The organism is Bacillus cereus group sp. MYBK227-1 (genome assembly GCF_051916325.1).
Taxonomy (GTDB): Bacteria; Bacillota; Bacilli; order Bacillales; family Bacillaceae_G; genus Bacillus_A; species Bacillus_A cereus.
In genome coordinates, this window is record NZ_JBQAGK010000003.1 from 910,883 (window position 1) to 931,009 (window position 20,127).

Genomic DNA, 20,127 nt, shown 5'->3' on the forward strand with positions numbered 1-20,127 from the left:
TGAGGGATGACGATGAGCCATTTGTTAACGATGAGTGAATTATCGGAAGTAGAAATTTCAGAAATCCTAAAAGATGCAGAAGATTTTGCGAATGGAAAAGAGAGCAAAACGACAGAGCAAACTTTTGTTGCGAACTTGTTCTTTGAGAATAGTACGAGAACGAGATTTAGCTTTGAAGTTGCTGAGAAGAGATTAGGACTTGATGTTTTAAACTTTTCAGCTGATGCATCTAGCGTACAAAAAGGAGAAACTCTATACGATACGATAAGAACACTAGAATCAATCGGAACAAAAGCAGTGGTCATCCGCCACGAGCAAGATCGCTACTTCGATGAACTAAAAGATCAGGTGAATATTCCAATCTTAAATGCTGGAGATGGATGCGGAAACCACCCAACACAGTGCCTACTGGACCTTCTTACAATTAAACAAGAGTTTGGAAGATTTGAAGGTTTGAAGATTGCAATAGTAGGAGATGTTCGTCATAGCCGAGTAGCACGTTCTAATGCAGAAGCATTAACGAAGCTTGGTGCAACAATTTACTTTGCAAGTCCAGAAGAGTGGAAAGATGAAGACAACACATTTGGAACATACAAACCATTAGATGAACTTGTTCCAGAAGTTGATGTAATGATGTTACTCCGTGTACAACATGAGCGTCATGATCATTATGAAACAGACATTATGAAAGAATATCATGAGAAACACGGATTAACAGTAGAAAGAGAAAAGCGTATGAAAGAAGGAAGCATTATTATGCATCCAGCTCCTGTAAACCGTGATGTTGAAATTGCAAGTGAACTTGTTGAGTGTGAGCGTTCACGTATATTTAAACAAATGGAAAATGGAGTTTACGTAAGAATGGCTGTACTAAAACGCGCCTTACCAAATGTATTAGGAGGAATGAAACATGAATTATTTGTTTAAAAATGGTCGTTATATGAATGAAGAAGGAAAAATCGTAGCAACGGATCTTCTCGTACAAGACGGTAAAATCGCTAAGGTAGCAGAAAATATTACGGCAGATAATGCTGAAGTAATCGATGTGAACGGAAAGTTAATCGCACCTGGATTAGTAGATGTACACGTACATCTTCGTGAACCAGGTGGTGAACATAAAGAAACAATTGAAACAGGTACACTAGCAGCGGCAAAAGGTGGATTCACTACAATTTGCGCAATGCCAAATACACGCCCGGTACCAGATTGCAGAGAACATATGGAAGACTTGCAAAAACGTATTGAAGAAAAAGCTCATGTTAACGTACTACCATACGGAGCAATTACAGTACGTCAAGCTGGTTCTGAAATGACAGATTTCGAAACATTAAAAGAACTTGGAGCATTTGCTTTCACAGATGACGGCGTAGGCGTACAAGATGCGAGCATGATGTTAGCGGCTATGAAACGTGCAGCAAAATTAGATATGGCAGTAGTTGCGCACTGTGAAGAGAATACGCTTATTAATAAAGGTTGTGTACATGAAGGGAAGTTTTCTGAGAAACACGGATTAAACGGTATCCCATCAGTATGTGAATCTGTACATATTGCAAGGGATATACTGCTTGCTGAAGCAGCAGATTGCCACTATCACGTATGTCATGTAAGTACGAAAGGTTCTGTACGTGTAATCCGTGATGCGAAACGCGCTGGAATTAAAGTAACAGCAGAAGTAACACCGCATCACCTAGTGTTATGTGAAGATGATATCCCATCAGCTGATCCTAACTTTAAAATGAACCCACCGCTTCGTGGAAAAGAAGACCATGCAGCATTAATTGAAGGTTTATTAGATGGAACGATCGATATGATCGCAACTGACCATGCACCGCATACAGCGGAAGAGAAAGCACAAGGAATTGAAAGAGCACCGTTTGGAATTACTGGTTTTGAAACAGCATTCCCGCTTCTATACACAAACCTTGTGAAAAAGGGAGTTATTACGCTAGAACAGTTAATTCAATTCTTAACAGAAAAGCCAGCTGATACATTCGGCTTAGAAGCAGGTCGCCTAAAAGAAGGTAGAGAAGCTGATATTACAATCATTGATTTAGAACAAGAAGAAGAGATTGACCCAACAACATTCTTATCAAAAGGAAAAAATACACCATTCGCAGGTTGGAAATGCCAAGGATGGCCGGTAATGACAATCGTTGGTGGTAAGATCGCATGGCAAAAGGAGAGTGCATTAGTATGAAAAGACAACTTATCTTAGAAGATGGAACAGTATTAATTGGAACAGGTTTCGGAGGCGAAATCGAAAAGTCAGGTGAGGTTGTATTTACAACAGGAATGACTGGATATCAAGAAACATTATCTGATCCATCATATTGCGGTCAAATCGTAACATTCACGTACCCATTAATCGGAAACTACGGCATTAACCGTGACGATTTTGAATCCATTCACCCATCTGTAAATGGTTTAATCGTAAACGAAATTTGTGATCACCCATCAAACTTCCGTAATGAAATTTCGTTAAATGATTACTTGAAAGAAAGAAATATCCCAGGATTAGCAGGGATTGATACGAGAAAATTAACGAGAAAAATTCGTCAATACGGTACATTACGTGGACGCCTTTGTAACATGGATGCAGATGTAGAGTACATTGTAAGCCAATTAAAAGCGACAGTATTTACAGATCATGTAAAACGCGTATCAACGAAAGATCCATACCCAAGCCCAGGTCGTGGTCACCGAGTTGTACTAGTAGACTTCGGTATGAAACATGGTATTTTACGAGAATTAAATAAGCGTGACTGTGATGTAATTGTAGTTCCTTACAACACAACAGCGGAAGAAATTTTACGCCTTAGCCCAGATGGAATTATGTTAAGTAATGGACCTGGAGATCCGAAAGATGTACCAGAAGCAATTGAAATGTTAAAAGACATTATCGGTAAAGTTCCTTTATTCGGAATTTGCCTAGGACATCAATTGTTCGCTCTAGCATCAGGTGCAAATACAAGTAAGTTGAAATTTGGTCACCGTGGTTTAAACCATCCAGTAAAAAATCTTGCAACTGGAAAAGTAGCAATTACATCTCAAAACCACGGATACGCAGTAGAAGAAGAATCAGTTGAAAATACAGATCTTGAAATTACACATGTTGCTTTAAACGATGGAACGGTAGAAGGTCTTCGTCATAAGAAGTTCCCGGCATTTACAGTACAATACCATCCAGAAGCTTCAGCGGGACCAGAAGATGCAAATGATTTATTCGAAGATTTCTTAACAATGATTGAAAACTTCAAGAAAGAAGGGGAAGAGTTATGCCAAAACGCCTAGACATTAACACAATTTTAGTAATCGGATCAGGACCAATTGTAATTGGGCAAGCAGCGGAGTTTGACTACTCTGGTACACAAGCTTGTCAATCTCTTAAAGAGGAAGGTTACAAAGTAATCCTTGTTAACTCTAACCCAGCAACAATTATGACGGATACTGCAACAGCAGATAAAGTATACATCGAGCCATTAACATTAGAATTCGTAAGCCGTATTATTCGTAAAGAACGTCCTGATGCAATCCTACCAACATTAGGTGGTCAAACAGGTTTAAACATGGCTGTTGAACTTGCAAAATCAGGCGTACTTGACGAGTGCGGAGTTGAAATTTTAGGAACAAAATTATCAGCAATCGAGCAAGCGGAAGATCGTGATTTATTCCGTACATTAATGCAAGATTTAAATGAACCAACACCACCAAGTGAAATTATTCATAACCTTGATGAAGCATATGGATTTGTAAACGAAATTGGTTACCCAGTAATCGTTCGACCAGCGTTCACATTAGGAGGAACGGGCGGCGGAATTTGTCATAACGAAGAAGAGCTAATTGAAATCGTAACAAGTGGTTTAAAACATAGCCCAGTAACACAATGTTTATTAGAGAAAAGTATTGCTGGCTGTAAAGAAATTGAATACGAAGTAATGCGTGATTCAAATGATAACGCGATTGTAGTGTGTAACATGGAAAATATCGATCCAGTTGGTGTTCATACAGGTGATTCAATCGTTGTAGCACCGAGCCAAACGCTAAGCGACCGTGAATACCAAATGTTACGTAACACGTCATTACGAATTATTCGTGCACTAGGAATTGAAGGTGGATGTAACGTTCAGCTTGCACTAGATCCATATAGCTTCCAATACTATGTAATCGAAGTAAATCCACGTGTAAGTCGTTCATCTGCACTAGCATCTAAAGCAACTGGATATCCAATTGCGAAATTAGCAGCAAAAATTGCAGTCGGCTTAACGTTAGATGAAATCGTAAACCCAGTAACACAAAAAACTTACGCTTGCTTCGAGCCAGCGTTAGACTATGTTGTTTCAAAAATTCCACGTTGGCCGTTTGATAAGTTTGAATCAGCGAACAGAACGCTTGGAACACAAATGAAAGCAACTGGTGAAGTTATGTCAATCGGACGTAACTTAGAAGAATCATTACTAAAAGCAGTTCGTTCTTTAGAGCTTGGCATTTATCACTTAGAATTAGACCACTTAAAAGAACTTGATAAAGAAACGATGAAAAAACGTATCATTAAAGCGGATGATGAACGACTGTTTATTGTAGCAGAAGCAATTCGCCAAGGTGTAACGAAAGAAGAAATCAATGAATGGTGTGAAATGGACTTCTTCTTCTTACAAAAAGTTGAAAACATCGTAAATATGGAACGTGAAGTAAAAGCGAATGTAGGAAATATGGAAGTACTACAAACTGCAAAAGAAATGGGCTTCAGCGATCACTACATTGCAGCAGCTTGGAACAAAACGGAGCGCGAAATTTACGATATGCGTAAAGAAAATAATATGATGCCAGTATTCAAAATGGTAGATACTTGTGCGGCAGAGTTTGAATCTGCAACGCCATATTACTACAGCACATATGCGGACGAAAATGAATCGATTGTAACAGATCGTAAGAGTGTAGTAGTTCTAGGATCTGGTCCGATCCGTATTGGTCAAGGTGTTGAGTTTGATTACGCAACAGTTCACTCAGTATGGGCAATTAAAGAAGCTGGATATGAAGCAATTATCATTAACAACAACCCAGAAACAGTTTCAACAGACTTCAGTATTTCTGACAAATTATACTTTGAACCATTAACGATTGAAGATGTAATGCATATTATCGATTTAGAAAAACCAGAAGGTGTTATCGTTCAGTTCGGTGGACAAACGGCAATTAACTTAGCAGCGAAACTAGAAGAACACGGTGTGAAAATTTTAGGAACATCACTTGAAGACTTAGACCGTGCAGAAGATCGTGATAAATTCGAAGCTGCTTTAACAAAACTTGGCATCCCGCAACCAGTTGGTAAAACAGCAACGACTGTAGAACAAGCGGTAGCAATCGCAGAAGAAATTGGTTACCCAGTATTAGTAAGACCATCTTACGTACTAGGTGGACGTGCGATGGAAATCGTATATCGTCAAGAAGAACTACTGCACTACATGAAAAATGCAGTTAAAGTTCATGCAGATCACCCAGTATTAATCGACCGTTACATGGTTGGTAAAGAAATTGAAGTAGATGCAATTTCCGATGGTGAGAATGTATTCATTCCAGGTATTATGGAACATATTGAACGCGCTGGAGTTCACTCTGGTGACTCAATTGGAGTATATCCACCACAAAGTTTATCTGAAAAACTAAAAGAACAAATCATTGAACATACAATTGCACTTGGAAAAGGATTAAACATTGTTGGATTACTAAATATCCAGTTTGTAGTATTCAAAGATCAAGTGTACGTAATTGAAGTAAATCCACGTGCAAGCCGTACAGTACCGTTTTTAAGTAAAATTACAGGCGTACCGATGGCGAATGTTGCAACGAAAGTTATTTTAGGGCAAGACCTAGTAGAGCAAGGATACGGAACTGGCTATCACCCAGAAGAGAAAGAAGTATATGTAAAAGCTCCGGTATTCTCATTCGCGAAACTACGCTCAGTTGATACAACATTAGGACCTGAAATGAAATCAACAGGGGAAGTAATGGGTAAAGACTTAACGCTTGAAAAAGCATTATATAAAGGATTAGTTGCTTCTGGAATTAACATCCCAACGCACGGCTCAGTAATCATTACTGTAGCGGATAAAGATAAAGAAGAGGCGATGGAAATTGCAAAACGTTTCCACGAAATCGGCTATAACTTATTAGCAACAGCTGGAACAGCACAATCATTAGAAGAGCAAAATATCCCAGTACAAGTTGTAAACAAAATTGATTCTGAAGACTACAACTTACTAGATATTATCCGTCAAGGAAAAGCACAGTTTGTAATTAACACATTAACAAAAGGTAAACAACCAGCGCGTGATGGTTTCCGCATTCGCCGTGAATCAGTAGAAAATGGTGTGGCTTGCTTAACATCACTTGATACAACAAGAGCAATCTTACGAGTATTAGAATCTATGACATTCTCAGCTCATTCAATGAAAGAAATTACGCAAACAAAGCGTCACGAGGTGGTACATGCATGATGCAAAAGCAAAATATGATCGTCGTTAACCAAAAAGAAATCGCAAAAAACATTTACGAATTAGTGCTTCAAGGAACGTTAGTACAGCAAATGAACGAACCAGGGCAGTTTGTACACATTAAGGTAGCAGAGGGCATTGCGCCCCTTCTGCGCCGCCCAATTAGTATTTGTAATGTAGATCAAGAGAAGAACGAATTTACAATGCTATATCGTGCCGAAGGACAAGGGACAAAAACATTAGCAACTAGAAAACAAGGTGAAATGGTAGATGTACTAGGACCATTAGGACACGGTTTTCCTGTAGAAGAAGCAGAAGCTGGTCAAACAGCTTTACTAGTAGGTGGGGGAATTGGTGTACCACCACTTTATGAATTATCACAGCGCCTCGTTGCAAAAGGTGTACGTGTTATTCACATCTTAGGCTTTCAAACGAAAGATGTAGTTTTCTATGAAGAAAAATTTGCAGAACTTGGTGATACGTACGTTGCGACAGTAGACGGTACACACGGTACAAAAGGATTTGTCACAGATGTAATTGATAATTACGGAATTGACTTTGATATTCTTTATTCATGTGGTCCGCTAGCGATGCTTCGTGCACTAGAAGGACGTTACAAAGAGAAAAAAGCCTATATTTCATTAGAAGAACGTATGGGCTGTGGTATTGGAGCTTGTTTCGCATGTGTATGCCACTTACAAGAAGATCCAAGTGGACATTCTTACAAGAAGGTGTGTAGCGACGGACCAGTATTTCCAATCGGGGAGGTTGTACTATGAACAGATTGCAAGTTGAATTACCAGGATTATCATTAAAAAATCCAATTATACCGGCATCTGGATGCTTTGGGTTTGGTCGTGAATATGCACAGTTTTACGATTTAAGTGTACTAGGATCAATCATGATTAAAGCGACGACAGAACAACCACGTTATGGAAATCCAACGCCTCGTGTTGCTGAAACACCAGGGGGCATGCTAAATGCAATCGGACTTCAAAACCCGGGATTAGACAAAGTAATGAATTCGGAATTACCATGGTTAGAACAATTTGACCTTCCAATTATTGCAAACGTTGCAGGCTCACAAGCTGAGGATTACGTAGCGGTTGCGAAGGAAATTTCTAAAGCGCCTAATGTCCATGCACTAGAATTAAACATTTCTTGTCCGAACGTAAAAACAGGTGGTATCGCCTTTGGTACAAATCCTGAAATTGCTGCTGATTTAACGAAGCGAGTAAAAGAGGTTTCTGAAGTACCTGTATACGTGAAATTGTCACCGAACGTGGCAAACATAGTAGAAATTGCAAAAGCGATTGAAAATGCAGGTGCAGATGGTTTAACGATGATTAATACATTGCTTGGTATGCGTCTAGATTTAAAAACAGCTAAACCAATTTTAGCAAACCGTACAGGCGGATTATCAGGTCCTGCGATTAAGCCAGTAGCAATTCGCATGGTACATGAAGTAAGCCAAGCGGTTAACATTCCAATTATCGGAATGGGTGGTATTGAAACAGCTGAAGATGTAATTGAATTCTTCTATGCTGGCGCAAGCGCAGTTGCAGTAGGTACAGCGAACTTTATCGATCCGTTCGTATGTCCGACAATTATTGAAGAGTTACCAGCATTATTAGATGAATTAGGATTTGATCACATTTCGGAATGTCAAGGAAGGAGCTGGAAGCAAACATGTCACAGTCGTTAATCGTTGCACTAGATTTTCCAGGGAAACAAGAAGTAGAACAATTCTTACACCACTTTGAAGGGGAAGAGTTATTTGTCAAAGTAGGTATGGAGTTATTTTACAAAGAAGGCCCTGCGATTATTACGTACTTAAAAGAAAAGGGACATAAGATCTTCTTAGATTTAAAACTTCATGATATTCCGAATACAGTAAAAAGCGCTATGCGTAGCCTAGCTAGTCTAGATGTTGATATGGTAAATGTTCATGCTGCTGGGGGAAGCAGCATGATGAAAGCTGCGATTGAGGGATTAGAGGAAGGTAAGCAAGAAGGAAAAGAGAGACCGATTTGTATTGCAGTTACACAACTAACAAGCACTTCGGAAGCTATGATGAAAAAAGAGATCGGCATTGAGAAAACGTTAGAAGAAGCGGTTGCTCATTATGCAAAATTAACGAAAGAAAGTGGACTTGATGGCGTTGTTTGTTCAACACTTGAAGTTCCAAAATTACGTGAAGTATGCGGAAATGAATTTGTAACAGTAACACCGGGGATTCGTCTTGCAAGCGATGATGTAAATGACCAAGTGCGCGTAGCAACACCGAAACGTGCGAGGGAACTTGGCTCAAGCTACATCGTAGTTGGACGTAGTATTACAAAAGCAGAAAATCCGCTTGAAGCGTATAAAACAGTAAAACAACAGTGGGAAGGTGTAACAGTATGAAAAAAGAAATCGCATCGCATTTATTAGAAATTGGAGCAGTATTTTTACAACCGAATGATCCATTCACTTGGTCTTCAGGTATGAAATCACCAATTTATTGTGATAACCGTTTAACTTTATCTTATCCAAAAGTACGTCAAGCGATTGCAGCTGGATTAGAAGAGTTAATTAAAGAGCACTTCCCAACTGTAGAAATTATTGCAGGAACAGCAACTGCTGGTATTGCGCACGCTGCATGGGTAAGCGATCGTATGGATTTACCAATGTGCTACGTACGTAGTAAAGCAAAAGGTCACGGTAAAGGGAACCAAATCGAAGGAAAAGCTGAAAAAGGTCAAAAAGTCGTAGTAGTAGAAGACTTAATTTCAACTGGCGGTAGTGCAATTACATGTGTAGAAGCACTTCGCGAAGCTGGATGTGAAGTATTAGGAATCGTATCAATCTTCACATATGAGTTAGAAGCAGGAAAAGAAAAACTAGAAGCAGCTAACGTAGCATCATATTCTTTAAGTGATTACAGTGCATTAACTGAAGTTGCAGCAGAAAAAGGTATGATTGGACAAGCTGAAACGAAAAAATTACAAGAGTGGCGTAAAAATCCAGCAAACGAAGCTTGGATCACAGCGTAACACGAAAAAAACGACTGCGGGGGAACGCGGTCGTTTTTTTATATTATTGTTAAAAATTCAAGTAAAGTTCCATCAATATCAAAGAAAATCATATTACAATCTCCTTAACTACTTAGTGCTTTCTGCAAGCTTATATCTTTTTACAAACAATAGAGTCACATAAGAAACAATAAATGAGAAAATGCTATACATGCCGACCCAAAAGAAAAATTTTGGAGTAAAGGCGATAACACCTATTATTAAAAAACTAGCAAACGTTACAATCGGCATTACGTAATACGTTTTCGTTTTGCGTGTTCCAATAACAGATACGATAAAGATAAATAATGGACAAATTAATAAGACGAAAATCAATTCATTCATAGGTATGTCCCCTTTTCTAATTGCAGTAATCTGTTTCTCGTAAACGTTTTGAAATAATTACTCTCCTAATATAATTTCGCTGAGTAATAACGAATCCCTCTTGAAAACTGATAATTCATGATGAATTTTACAAGCAAAAAACGTAAGCAAGAGAACACTTGCTTACGTTATAGGATAAACATCGCAACGATCGTGGTGACAATTAAACCGATAACAACCGGTAAAAAGTTTCGGCGTGCAAGTTCAAATGGATCGACTTTACAAATCGCAGCAGCAGGAATAAGTGCCCAAGGAATTAACGTCCCGCCCCCGGTCCATATAGCTGCAATTTGCCCGAGTGCTGTTAATGTAGCTGTTCCATGGCCAAGTGCTGTTCCAAAAAGATTGACAATGGAACCAGCAAGTGATATACCTGAAAAACCTGATCCATCTAAGCCGGTAATGACACCCACGATGGTTAATGTCCCTGCCGATACATATTGATTTAAAGGAACAGTTTGAGATAAAGCGATGCCTAAGTCGTTAATGATTCCGTGTGAACCTTTCGGTAAATAGTCTCCGATAATTTTCACAAAGCCACTATCTCCTAAATAAAAGAGTGCAGCGATAGGAATAACTGGTCCGAAAATTTTAAAGCCAAATTGGAGCCCTTCTATGAAATAATCGGTTGTTTTATTCAGTCCATTACCTTTGTAGGCGATGAGAGAAATGATGATAATCATAATAACAGTTGTTCCGCCGATAAGTGCAGTTGCGTCGCTTCCTTGTAGTTTAAATTGAATCATGCAAAGGATATCAATGATATATACGATAGGGATACAAATAGCGAGCCATTTCTTTGTGCGAGGAGATAATGAAGTGAGCGTTTTAGAAGACTCAGTTGATAGAATAGATTCTTGTATAGCTAAGCCTGTATGAAACTCTTTTCGTAAGAAGAAAAAAGCGACGGAAGTTGTCACAACGCCCATAACGATAACGAGTGGAACACTTGCAGATACGACGCTGGAAACAGGGAGACCAGCCGCGTCTGCAGTTAATTTCGGTGCACCTTGAATAACGAAGTCTCCAGATAAGGCGATGCCGTGTCCAAATAAGTTCATAGCAATTGCAACCCCAATTGGAGGAAGGCCGACACGTACAGCAACCGGTAATAAAATAGCTCCCATTAAGGCGACAGCTGGAGAAGGCCAAAAGAAGAAAGAAATGGTCATCATTAAAAGGCCGATAATCCAGTAGGCGAGTGTAGGTGTACGAATCATTTTTGTAAATGGTGAAATCATCGTATCATTTATGCCAGTATGAACGAGTAAATTGCTCATTGATACGATAATGGAGATGATTAATATAGTTGGTAATAGCTCAGTAATGGCGTAAATGAAACTTTGAAAAATCCCGCTAATGGCAAGAGGGATAGAACTTGTTGCAGTTAATGCTAATAAAAAGATAAAAACGATACAAATGATAGTCGTATCTTTCCGGAGAATAAAAAAGGTAATAATAGTGAGTAAACAAATAATGTAGAGAGCGTGTAATAGCGTTAATTCAACTCCCATAACATTCACATCCTTTAGGCATTCGTGTAGTTTATTGTATGAAAGCAGTGAAAGTATGTGAGTATAGGAAAAAGAAAAAAGTAAAATTTCATGTACTGTAATGATGAGAACGATAAATGGATGTTACAATACAGTTAATCCTAAAAAATGAATAAAAGAAAGTGCCACCTTATCTGGTGGCACTTTCTTATTTTACTGCATGAGCTTTTTGCATCTTCCTAATTAAGCGAATTTGTCCGCGATGATTGATTTCATCTTCAAATACGTGAAACCATTTAAAGTAGTTGTTAGCTGGTTTGTCATACCAAAAGTCTGTCGTTTTAAATAGCCATTCATCAGGTAAAGATTGAAATGTTTCAATTGTTTTAGAGCGTACTTCTTGTAATGTATTAATGTAAAATTCTAAAGAGTTTCCTTTTATTTTTTCTCGTCCAAGATTCCCTAACTCAATAGCTGGCAACCAATGTTCTAATTCAGCTTCCGTCGGTTCACGATCCTCAAAGGTATGGATTTGGTAGTAAAATTCAATAGCAGCCATGTGATATAACAGCATGCCAATTGAATTGGCTTCTTTATCATATAAATAATCAAGTTCTTCAATTGTTAAACTTTCCACTGCTTGCATTGTTGTATAACGAGCGTAATTCATCATGGAAACAAGTTTTGAAAACTCAACTTGTAAACCATCTATTTTATCAATTACAAAATTCAATTTAAATTCCCCCTCTTTAAATGAACACTCCAGAGAAGGAATTCTATGTGTAGAAAAAAACTCCTTTTAAAAAGGCCATGATTTTAACAAGGGATTACAATTAGTTCTCTATTTGATTTTGTAATAACTTCATATCCGTCTTTTGTAATGACGATATCATCTTCAATTCTACAACCGCCCCAGTTCGGTATGTAAATGCCCGGTTCAACTGTAACAACCATACCTTCTTTTAATGTAGCTTTACTTTCTTGGGATAAGCGAAGAGGTTCATGTATTTCTAAGCCAAGACCATGACCAGTAGAATGACCAAAATATTGACCATATCCACAATCTGTAATGTAGTTTCTTGTTACATCATCGATATTTTTCGCAGTTTCTCCAGGCTTAATCGCTTCAGTCCCACGTTTTAACGCTTCTCGTACAACATTGTATATTTTTTTGAATTCTTCCGATGGTTCCCCTATTGCTACGGTACGTGTTATATCGGAACAATATCCGTCGTAAAGTGCACCAAAGTCTAATGTAACGATGTCGCCTCGTTCAATTATTTTATTTGATGCAACTCCATGTGGAAGAGAAGAACGAACACCAGAAGCTACAATAATTTGAAATGATGAAGATGTAGCACCTTTTTTTCGCATGAAAAATTCTAATTCATCTCGTACAGCATTTTCACTTATTCCTGGTTTTAGAAACGTAAGAATGTGATGAAATGCTTCGTCCGCGATATTAGCTGCAATTTTCATTGTTTCTATTTCAGGCGTGTCTTTAATGATACGAATATTTTCGATAATTTCGCACACTTGAATCATTTCCGCCTGTACGTATTTTTGCAAGTTTTTATATTGTTGCAATGTCATGTTGTTTTCTTCAATTCCAAGTTTTTGAATGTTTAATTTCGATACTTGATGTGCAATTTCTTTTTCTAAATTTCCTTTATGCATAATAATTTCAGCATCTTTTATTTGTGATTTCGCTTGATCTACATAGCGGAAATCAGTGATGAAAACAGCTTGATCGGCAGAGAGTAAGACGACGCCAGCACTACCTGTAAAGCCTGTTGCATATTGGCGGTTTTCTTTTTTTGTAATAAGTAACCCCTCAATTTCATAGTTTTGTAGTTGATTTTGGATTTTATTAATTTTTAAAGTCATGTTAATTCCTCCTATTCATAGTATTGAATAAAGCAAATAGCGTGCCAAAATGTATATTTGAAGAAAGGATAGTAGGGACAACATATATTTTAGGGGAGATAAAAAAATAGCCCGTAATTTGTGGGAGACGGTTTGTTCATAAAATCTAGATTGCTTCAATGAATAGCAGGGGGATGGGGAAAAATGATTGGAGTTACACTTGTACTTTATTTACATGCTGTAAAAAATTTTATACAAATGTGAAATGATACTGTCAATTTTTTTGACAATATTGAATGGATATAGCAACGAAATTGAAAACATATAAAAAATGCGCTGCATACAAGCAACGCATTTTTTTATTTATGCTTTTAATTTCATTACAATATCAGCATCTGGTGTTACATATACGGTTTGCTGATTGTCGTACGTAACAAAACCAAGTTTTGCACCACTCGGTTTTTTGACATGGCGTATTTTGGTGAAATCAACAGGTACAGAGCTAGACTCTTTCGCTTTACTGTAATAGGCAGCAATTTTGGCGGCTTCTAGTAAAGTTTCTTCAGCAGGCTCTAAAGAACGAATGACAACGTGAGAGCCAGGTATATCTTTCGTATGTAACCAAATTTCATCACGGCGGGCAAACTTCGTTGTTAAATAATCATTTTGTTTATTGTTTTTACCAACGAAAATCTCTGTGCCATCACTTGCTACATATTTATCTAATACTGGTTTAGTAGGCTTTTTCTTTGCGTTTTTCGTTTTGCGATTGCGCACATAACCTTCTTCAGCTAATTCCTCACGAATTTCTTCAATGTCTTTTGAAGAAGCAGCTTCCATTTGTTGAAGTAAGCTATCAAAATAAAGAATTTCTTCATTTGTTTTTTCGATTTGTTCTTCTACAACAGCAACCGAATTTTTTGCTTTTTGATACTTTTGGAAATAGCGTTGTGCATTTTCAGATGGTGTTTTTAAAGGATCTAATGTGATTTTTACAGTTCCACCATCCTCATCGTAATAATTAACGACCTCAATATCTTTATCGCCCTTTTTTAAAGCGTACATATTGGCTGTAAGTAGCTCTCCAAATAGTTGATATTTATCTGCTTTTCCAGCATCTTGCAGTGTTTTTTCGAGTTTAATGAGTTTTTTCTCGTTTTTATTTTTTTCGTTTTGCATAAAGCGTTCTAAATCATGAGCTTGTTGTTTTACACGATCACGTTCTGCTTTGCCAAAGAAGAAACGATCTAACAATTCGCTCACTGATGAGAATGTTTTTTCTTCTCCTTGCAAGTGTGTAAGAGGGAAAAGATAAAAGAATTCTTTTCCATTTGCAGTAATCATTGTAGGTGTATATGCATGAGATAGTAATGGTGTTTGTATAGAGAAAAATGCTTCTGATAATGCTTTCTCGTTTACCATACCGGCTTTCTTTACTACTTCTTTTGCAAATAATGGGGATATTCCCATGAAAGCACCGACGAGTTGTTTATCCATATTTCCAGATAGAAAGTCTAGCGGTCTAATAAAATCATCTGCGGTTTCAATTTGCAGAGGATTGATTTTATGTTGGGCTGGTGGCGCGACGTACTCAGCACCAGCATATACAGTTCGGTGACGGTTTACGGCTAATGAAACGTGTTTTAAGCTATCTAAAATCACGTTTGTTTTCGTATCTAATAAGATAATGTTACTATGTCGTCCCATTATTTCAATTACTAATGTTTTTAATGATTCGTCTCCGATTTCATTACGACTGCGAACTGTAATTTGAATAATGCGTTCTAAGTCGATTTGTTCAATTTTTTCAATAAATCCACCTTCTAAATGTTTGCGAAGAAGCATACAGAACATCGGCGGTATTGCTGGCGAATCGTAGTTTTGATTCGTTAAGTGCATACGCGCATATGTAGGATGAGATGAAAGAATTAGTTTTTGGTTCTTTCCATTCGCTCGAATATGTAATAAAATCTCGTATTTTGAAGGTTGATATATTTTGGAAATTCTTCCTGTGTAAAGAGAATTTTCAATTTCATGTGTAATCGCTCTTGTAAATAATCCATCGAATGCCATAAATGAACACTCCTTTCTAACTAAATGTTAATTATAGCATTTTTTTGGACGAGGCTGAATAAGCTTTCAATAGAGTATGTCTGGAATCAGGAGGTCGATAGCAGGATGAACTGGTATGGAATGCGAGCACATGAAGTGGAAGAAAGAACGAATACGAATGTAAAGGTTGGACTTACAGAGAAAGAAGCAGAAGGGCGAGTAAAGAAATTTGGTACTAATGAATTAGAAGAAGCAAAAAGGCCTTCTGCACTAATGGTATTTTTAGCACAGTTTAAAGATTTCATGGTACTCGTTTTGTTTGGAGCAACAATTGTTTCTGCGTTTTTAGGTGAATACATTGATTCTATTGCTATTGTTGCCATTGTTATTATCAATGGTATTCTCGGCTTTTTTCAAGAAAGAAAAGCTGAAAAATCATTGGAAGCTTTAAAGGAACTAGCTGCCCCGCAAGTTACTGTAATGCGGAATGGAAAGTGGGTAAAAGCACCATCTAAAGCACTTGTTTTAGGTGATATTATTAAGTTTTCCAGTGGTGATCGTATTGGGGCTGATGTGCGTCTTGTTGAGGCATCAAGTTTATATATTGAAGAGTCTGCTTTGACAGGGGAGTCCGTACCTGTACAAAAGAAGGTAGAAGCACTGCAAGGGCAAGATGTTGCAATTGGGGATCAAAAAAATATGGCTTTTATGGGGACAATGATTACGCGAGGATCTGGTACAGGAGTCGTTGTAGCAACTGGTATGAATACAGCGATGGGGCAAATTGCAAATATGTTGCAAAATGCAGAGCAAATGGAAACGCCACTGCAAAGAAGGTTAGAACAGCTCGGAAAAATATTAATTATTGTAGCTCTTATTTTGACAGCGCTAGTTGTATTGGCTGGTGTGTATCAAGGGAATGAAGTATATCATATGTTTTTAGCTGGCGTATCGCTAGCTGTTGCGGCTATTCCAGAAGGATTGCCAGCAATTGTTACAGTAGCTTTATCACTTGGTGTACAGCGTATGATAAAAAAGAGAGCAATTGTAAGGAAGTTACCGGCCGTAGAAACGTTAGGCTGCGCTTCTGTTATATGCTCTGATAAAACGGGAACAATGACACAAAACAAAATGATGGTAACACATATGTGGTCAGGCGGAGAATTGTGGAAAGTGACAGGGCAAGGATATGAACCTAATGGCTCTTTTATGAAAGGTGAAAAAGAAGTGAATCCAGCTAAGACAAAATCACTTTATCAGCTACTTACATTTGGTTCACTATGTAACAATGCAAATATTATTCAAAAGAAAAAGGCGTACGTATTAGATGGGGATCCAACAGAGGGAGCGCTTGTAGCTGCGGCAATGAAAGCTGGGATAACACGTGAGGCATTGAAAGGGAAATTTGAAATTATTCGTGAATTTCCCTTTGATTCAACTCGAAAAATGATGAGTGTTATTGTACGAGATCGAGAGGGGAAAAAGTTTATTGTTACGAAAGGAGCACCGGATGTTCTTTTGCAACTGAGTCAAACAATCTTATGGGGGGATAAGCAGCAGCCGTTAAGTGAGCTATATAGAAAAGAAGTACAGGCGGCTATTCATAGCTTAGGTAGTCAAGCGCTTCGAACAATTGCAGTTGCGTTTAAACCTTTAAAAGTCACGGATTCTATTGAACATGAAAGAGACGTTGAAAAAGATTTTATGTTGGTTGGGATACAAGGTATGATTGACCCGCCAAGGCCAGAAGTCGCGCAGGCGGTAAAAGAGTGTAAAGAAGCTGGTATTCGAACAGTAATGATTACAGGTGATCATAAAGTGACAGCAATGGCGATTGCTGAACAATTAGGAGTTTTACCACCAGATGGACGCGTTGTTGAAGGAGTAGAACTCGCGAATATGGATGTGGAGGAATTAGAAAATGTTGTAGAAGATACGTATGTATTCGCTCGTGTATCACCTGAGCATAAATTGAAAATTGTTAAAGCATTGCAAAATCAAGGACATATAGTAGCGATGACAGGTGATGGAGTGAACGATGCTCCAGCTATAAAAACAGCGGATATTGGGATAGCGATGGGGATTACAGGGACAGATGTTGCAAAAGAAGCCTCTTCACTTGTTTTACTAGATGATAATTTTGCTACAATTAAGTCAGCGATTAAAGAAGGAAGAAATATATACGAGAACATACGTAAGTTCATTCGCTACTTATTGGCGTCAAATGTTGGAGAAATTTTAGTTATGTTATTTGCGATGTTACTTGCATTACCACTGCCGATGGTTCCTATTCAAATTTTATGGGTGAACTTAGTTACTGATGGTTTACCAGCGATGGCATTAGGTTTGGATAAGGCTGAAGGAGATGTGATGAAGAGAACACCGCGTCACCCGAAAGAAGGGGTATTCGCTAGAGGGCTTGCGTGGAAAATAATAAGTCGAGGGTTTTTAATTGGAGCAGTGACGTTAGTGGCGTTTATTATTGCGTATAACCAACATCCAAATGAACTGAAATATGCACAAACTGTAGCGTTCGCGACGTTGGTACTTGCACAGCTTATTCATGTATTTGATTGTCGTAGTGAGCATTCTGTCTTTCACCGTAATCCATTTGGGAACGTGTATTTAGTAGGGGCGGTTATTATTTCGTTACTACTTATGCTAGTGGTTATATATTATCCACCGTTACAACCGATCTTTAGCACAATGCCGATACAAGCAAGAGATTGGTTATTAATTGGAGGTTTGTCATCAATTCCGACTTTCTTACTAGTAGGTTCTTTATTAACAGGGAAAAAGGCTAAGAAGAAAAAGCCGATGTTATATAAGAAGGGATTAAACTTGAAATAGTCAATGTTATGAAAATGTGATATAATTTACAGAAGGTAGTAGAGCCTTGTCTCTATTACCTTTTTCATTGAGTTATTTTATGGCTTGGATGTGATAAAAATGATTTCTAGTATGACAGGGTTTGGAAGATCGAAAGTAGAAAGTGATACTTTTCAAATTACAGTAGAAATGAAATCGGTGAACCACCGTTTTTTAGAGATGAGTATTCGACTTCCTAAGCAAATGATGGTATTTGAGGACAAAATTCGTAAAATAATTGCACAGCAAGTTCGACGTGGGCGCATCGAAGTGTCTATTAGTATAGCAGGTGAAGGACTTGTTGAAAGAAAATTAAGTGTGAATTGGTCACTTCTTGAGCAGTACCAATCGATGATGGAAGATATAAAAGGGAAATTTCAATTACAAGATTCTATTACACTCGAACAATTAATGGCAATGCCAGAAGTAACAGCAATTGAAGAAATAGAAAATGTAAATGAACATTTTGAGAACAGTTTATATGAGGCTGTTCGTCAAGCTGCTCATATGTTGAAAACGATGAGAGATGGCGAAGGAGAACGATTACATAAAGATATAGCGTATCGTTTACAAGAGATTAGCAATTGTGTAAATGCGATTATTCCACATGCACCAATTGTTACACAAAAATATCGTGAACGATTAGAAAATCGCTTAAAAGAATTACATAATCAAGATCTAGATGAACAAAGATTGCTAACAGAAGTCGCAATCTTTGCAGAGCGTTGTGATATTCATGAAGAGTTAGTTCGTTTGCAAAGTCATTTAGAGCAATTTCGTGAAACATTGCAGATTGAAGAGCCTGTTGGAAGGAAAATGGATTTCATCGTGCAAGAGATGCATAGAGAAATTAATACGATTGGTTCTAAGGCAAATGACTTAACAATTTCAAAATATGTTGTAGAAATGAAAAATAACCTTGAAAAAATTCGTGAACAAGTACAAAATATTGAGTAGCTTTCAAAAAATATATAAAGTTATACGTGGTGGAGAAATCGGATAGACTTACTAGGAGGCGCAAACTATGGCCATGCGGTTTTTAAATATTGGATACGGAAATATTGTATCTGCTCATCGAATTATTGCTATTGTAAGTCCGGAGTCAGCTCCTATTAAACGAACAGTACAAGAAGCACGGGAACATAATGCTTTGCTTGATGCTACGTATGGGAGAAAAACAAGGGCGGTTATTGTTATGGATGATGGGCATGTTGTATTAAGTCCAATTCAACCAGAGACGATTGCACATCGTTTGAATAATAAAGAAGATTTAAGTGAGGAAGGGTAGGTTTTACATATTTATGAGAAGTAGAAGAGGATTGCTCATCGTTCTTTCAGGGCCTTCTGGGGTTGGAAAAGGGACGGTTCGTAAAGAGCTGTTTAGCCATGAGGATACACGTTTTCAGTACTCTATTTCAGTAACGACACGTAAGCCGCGTGAAGGTGAAGTAGATGGTGTGGATTATTTCTTTAAAGAAAGAGAAGAATTCGAGGAAATGATTCGTAATGAAAAATTACTTGAGTGGGCTGAGTTCGTAGGTAATTATTACGGAACACCGATTGACTATGTTGAAAAAACATTACAAGAAGGAAAAGATGTATTCTTAGAAATTGAAGTGCAAGGAGCAATTCAAGTTAAGAAAGCTTTCCCAGAAGGTGTATTTATTTTCTTAGCACCTCCAAGTTTATCTGAACTAAAGAGCCGTATTGTCGGACGTGGTACAGAGACTGAAGATGTTATTGAAAATCGTTTAACTGTAGCGAAAGAAGAAATCGAGATGATGGACGCTTACGACTATGTAGTAGAAAACGATCAAGTTGAATTAGCTTGTGATAGAATTAAAGCAATTGTGGTTGGCGAACATTGCCGCCGCGAAAGGGTAGCAAAATATTATAAAGAAATGACGGAGGGTCTATAAT

At 37.8% G+C, this 20,127-nt stretch carries 17 protein-coding genes; 12 read left to right on the plus strand and 5 right to left on the minus strand.

The window, feature by feature from the left end; genetic code table 11:
- Window positions 1-12: 12 nt before the first annotated feature.
- The 8 genes from pyrB to pyrE are packed head-to-tail and all read left to right on the plus strand — an operon-like array spanning window position 13 to window position 9,526.
- Window positions 13-927, plus strand: coding sequence for an aspartate carbamoyltransferase (gene pyrB / locus ACTFRM_RS18140; RefSeq protein ID WP_000018849.1), 915 nt, complete (start codon window positions 13-15; stop codon window positions 925-927).
- On the plus strand, window positions 911-2,197 hold the full coding sequence (pyrC, locus tag ACTFRM_RS18145; protein ID WP_001108368.1) for a dihydroorotase: 1,287 nt from the start codon (window positions 911-913) through the stop codon (window positions 2,195-2,197). The genes pyrB and pyrC overlap by 17 nt, the downstream gene beginning before the upstream one ends.
- Window positions 2,194-3,291, plus strand: coding sequence for a carbamoyl phosphate synthase small subunit (locus ACTFRM_RS18150; RefSeq protein WP_000828680.1), 1,098 nt, complete (start codon window positions 2,194-2,196; stop codon window positions 3,289-3,291). Before pyrC ends, ACTFRM_RS18150 begins: the two co-directional genes overlap by 4 nt.
- Entirely contained in the window at window positions 3,276-6,494 is a 3,219-nt protein-coding gene (gene carB / locus ACTFRM_RS18155; protein WP_001126101.1) for a carbamoyl-phosphate synthase large subunit, read from the plus strand. The genes ACTFRM_RS18150 and carB overlap by 16 nt, the downstream gene beginning before the upstream one ends.
- A complete protein-coding gene (pyrK, locus tag ACTFRM_RS18160; RefSeq protein ID WP_000983359.1) occupies window positions 6,491-7,270 on the plus strand; it encodes a dihydroorotate oxidase B electron transfer subunit in 780 nt (259 codons plus the stop codon). Before carB ends, pyrK begins: the two co-directional genes overlap by 4 nt.
- The gene (gene pyrD, locus ACTFRM_RS18165; RefSeq protein ID WP_001081049.1) at window positions 7,267-8,196 is read left to right on the plus strand and encodes a dihydroorotate oxidase B catalytic subunit; all 930 of its coding nucleotides are present in this window, start codon (window positions 7,267-7,269) and stop codon (window positions 8,194-8,196) included. Before pyrK ends, pyrD begins: the two co-directional genes overlap by 4 nt.
- Entirely contained in the window at window positions 8,181-8,897 is a 717-nt protein-coding gene (gene pyrF, locus ACTFRM_RS18170; protein WP_000083510.1) for an orotidine-5'-phosphate decarboxylase, read from the plus strand. Before pyrD ends, pyrF begins: the two co-directional genes overlap by 16 nt.
- On the plus strand, window positions 8,894-9,526 hold the full coding sequence (pyrE, locus tag ACTFRM_RS18175; RefSeq protein ID WP_000711440.1) for an orotate phosphoribosyltransferase: 633 nt from the start codon (window positions 8,894-8,896) through the stop codon (window positions 9,524-9,526). Before pyrF ends, pyrE begins: the two co-directional genes overlap by 4 nt.
- 108 nt (window positions 9,527-9,634) lie before the next feature.
- Here the strand turns inward: pyrE and ACTFRM_RS18180 are convergent, their stop codons facing one another.
- The 5 genes from ACTFRM_RS18180 to ACTFRM_RS18200 all read right to left on the minus strand — a co-directional run bounded on the left by ACTFRM_RS18180 (window position 9,635) and on the right by ACTFRM_RS18200 (window position 15,360).
- On the minus strand, window positions 9,635-9,889 hold the full coding sequence (locus ACTFRM_RS18180) for a YbeF family protein (RefSeq protein WP_001003919.1): 255 nt from the start codon (window positions 9,887-9,889) through the stop codon (window positions 9,635-9,637).
- 167 nt (window positions 9,890-10,056) lie between these two features.
- Window positions 10,057-11,442 (minus strand): hypothetical protein, encoded by a 1,386-nt coding sequence (locus ACTFRM_RS18185; RefSeq protein WP_440043475.1) that lies wholly within the window; start codon window positions 11,440-11,442, stop codon window positions 10,057-10,059.
- Between the two features lie 187 nt (window positions 11,443-11,629).
- Complete coding sequence (locus ACTFRM_RS18190) at window positions 11,630-12,154, minus strand: DinB family protein (protein ID WP_001012048.1); 525 nt, start codon at window positions 12,152-12,154, stop codon at window positions 11,630-11,632.
- Between the two features lie 83 nt (window positions 12,155-12,237).
- Window positions 12,238-13,308: a M24 family metallopeptidase gene (locus tag ACTFRM_RS18195; RefSeq protein ID WP_173600361.1), complete on the minus strand. Its 1,071-nt coding sequence runs from the start codon at window positions 13,306-13,308 to the stop codon at window positions 12,238-12,240.
- Window positions 13,309-13,650: 342 nt separating this feature from the next.
- Window positions 13,651-15,360, minus strand: a complete 1,710-nt coding sequence (locus tag ACTFRM_RS18200) for an Rqc2 family fibronectin-binding protein (protein WP_000863284.1) — start codon at window positions 15,358-15,360, stop codon at window positions 13,651-13,653.
- Between the two features lie 105 nt (window positions 15,361-15,465).
- Between ACTFRM_RS18200 and ACTFRM_RS18205 the strand changes: the two genes are divergently transcribed.
- The 4 genes from ACTFRM_RS18205 (at window position 15,466) to gmk (ending at window position 20,126) form a co-directional block, all read left to right on the plus strand.
- The gene (locus ACTFRM_RS18205) at window positions 15,466-18,189 is read left to right on the plus strand and encodes a calcium-translocating P-type ATPase, SERCA-type (RefSeq protein ID WP_001104776.1); all 2,724 of its coding nucleotides are present in this window, start codon (window positions 15,466-15,468) and stop codon (window positions 18,187-18,189) included.
- A gap of 99 nt (window positions 18,190-18,288) precedes the next feature.
- On the plus strand, window positions 18,289-19,164 hold the full coding sequence (locus tag ACTFRM_RS18210; RefSeq protein WP_000625866.1) for a YicC/YloC family endoribonuclease: 876 nt from the start codon (window positions 18,289-18,291) through the stop codon (window positions 19,162-19,164).
- Window positions 19,165-19,231: 67 nt separating this feature from the next.
- Window positions 19,232-19,495, plus strand: a complete 264-nt coding sequence (gene remA, locus ACTFRM_RS18215) for an extracellular matrix/biofilm regulator RemA (protein WP_001251456.1) — start codon at window positions 19,232-19,234, stop codon at window positions 19,493-19,495.
- 13 nt (window positions 19,496-19,508) lie between these two features.
- Entirely contained in the window at window positions 19,509-20,126 is a 618-nt protein-coding gene (gene gmk, locus ACTFRM_RS18220; protein WP_001257741.1) for a guanylate kinase, read from the plus strand.
- The last annotated feature ends 1 nt before the right edge of the window (window position 20,127 follow it).

Bases quoted from the DNA above. Each gene is read 5' to 3' on its own strand.
- remA (WP_001251456.1), top strand. From the start codon at position 19,232: ATGGCCATGCGGTTTTTAAATATTGGATACGGAAATATTGTATCTGCT.
- pyrB (WP_000018849.1), top strand. From the start codon at position 13: ATGAGCCATTTGTTAACGATGAGTGAATTATCGGAAGTAGAAATTTCA.
- ACTFRM_RS18195 (WP_173600361.1), bottom strand. From the start codon at position 13,308: ATGACTTTAAAAATTAATAAAATCCAAAATCAACTACAAAACTATGAA.
- ACTFRM_RS18180 (WP_001003919.1), bottom strand. From the start codon at position 9,889: ATGAATGAATTGATTTTCGTCTTATTAATTTGTCCATTATTTATCTTT.
- pyrE (WP_000711440.1), top strand. From the start codon at position 8,894: ATGAAAAAAGAAATCGCATCGCATTTATTAGAAATTGGAGCAGTATTT.
- pyrF (WP_000083510.1), top strand. From the start codon at position 8,181: ATGTCACAGTCGTTAATCGTTGCACTAGATTTTCCAGGGAAACAAGAA.
- ACTFRM_RS18150 (WP_000828680.1), top strand. From the start codon at position 2,194: ATGAAAAGACAACTTATCTTAGAAGATGGAACAGTATTAATTGGAACA.
- ACTFRM_RS18205 (WP_001104776.1), top strand. From the start codon at position 15,466: ATGAACTGGTATGGAATGCGAGCACATGAAGTGGAAGAAAGAACGAAT.
- pyrD (WP_001081049.1), top strand. From the start codon at position 7,267: ATGAACAGATTGCAAGTTGAATTACCAGGATTATCATTAAAAAATCCA.
- pyrC (WP_001108368.1), top strand. From the start codon at position 911: ATGAATTATTTGTTTAAAAATGGTCGTTATATGAATGAAGAAGGAAAA.
- ACTFRM_RS18185 (WP_440043475.1), bottom strand. From the start codon at position 11,442: ATGGGAGTTGAATTAACGCTATTACACGCTCTCTACATTATTTGTTTA.
- carB (WP_001126101.1), top strand. From the start codon at position 3,276: ATGCCAAAACGCCTAGACATTAACACAATTTTAGTAATCGGATCAGGA.
- gmk (WP_001257741.1), top strand. From the start codon at position 19,509: ATGAGAAGTAGAAGAGGATTGCTCATCGTTCTTTCAGGGCCTTCTGGG.
- ACTFRM_RS18210 (WP_000625866.1), top strand. From the start codon at position 18,289: ATGATTTCTAGTATGACAGGGTTTGGAAGATCGAAAGTAGAAAGTGAT.
- ACTFRM_RS18200 (WP_000863284.1), bottom strand. From the start codon at position 15,360: ATGGCATTCGATGGATTATTTACAAGAGCGATTACACATGAAATTGAA.
- pyrK (WP_000983359.1), top strand. From the start codon at position 6,491: ATGATGCAAAAGCAAAATATGATCGTCGTTAACCAAAAAGAAATCGCA.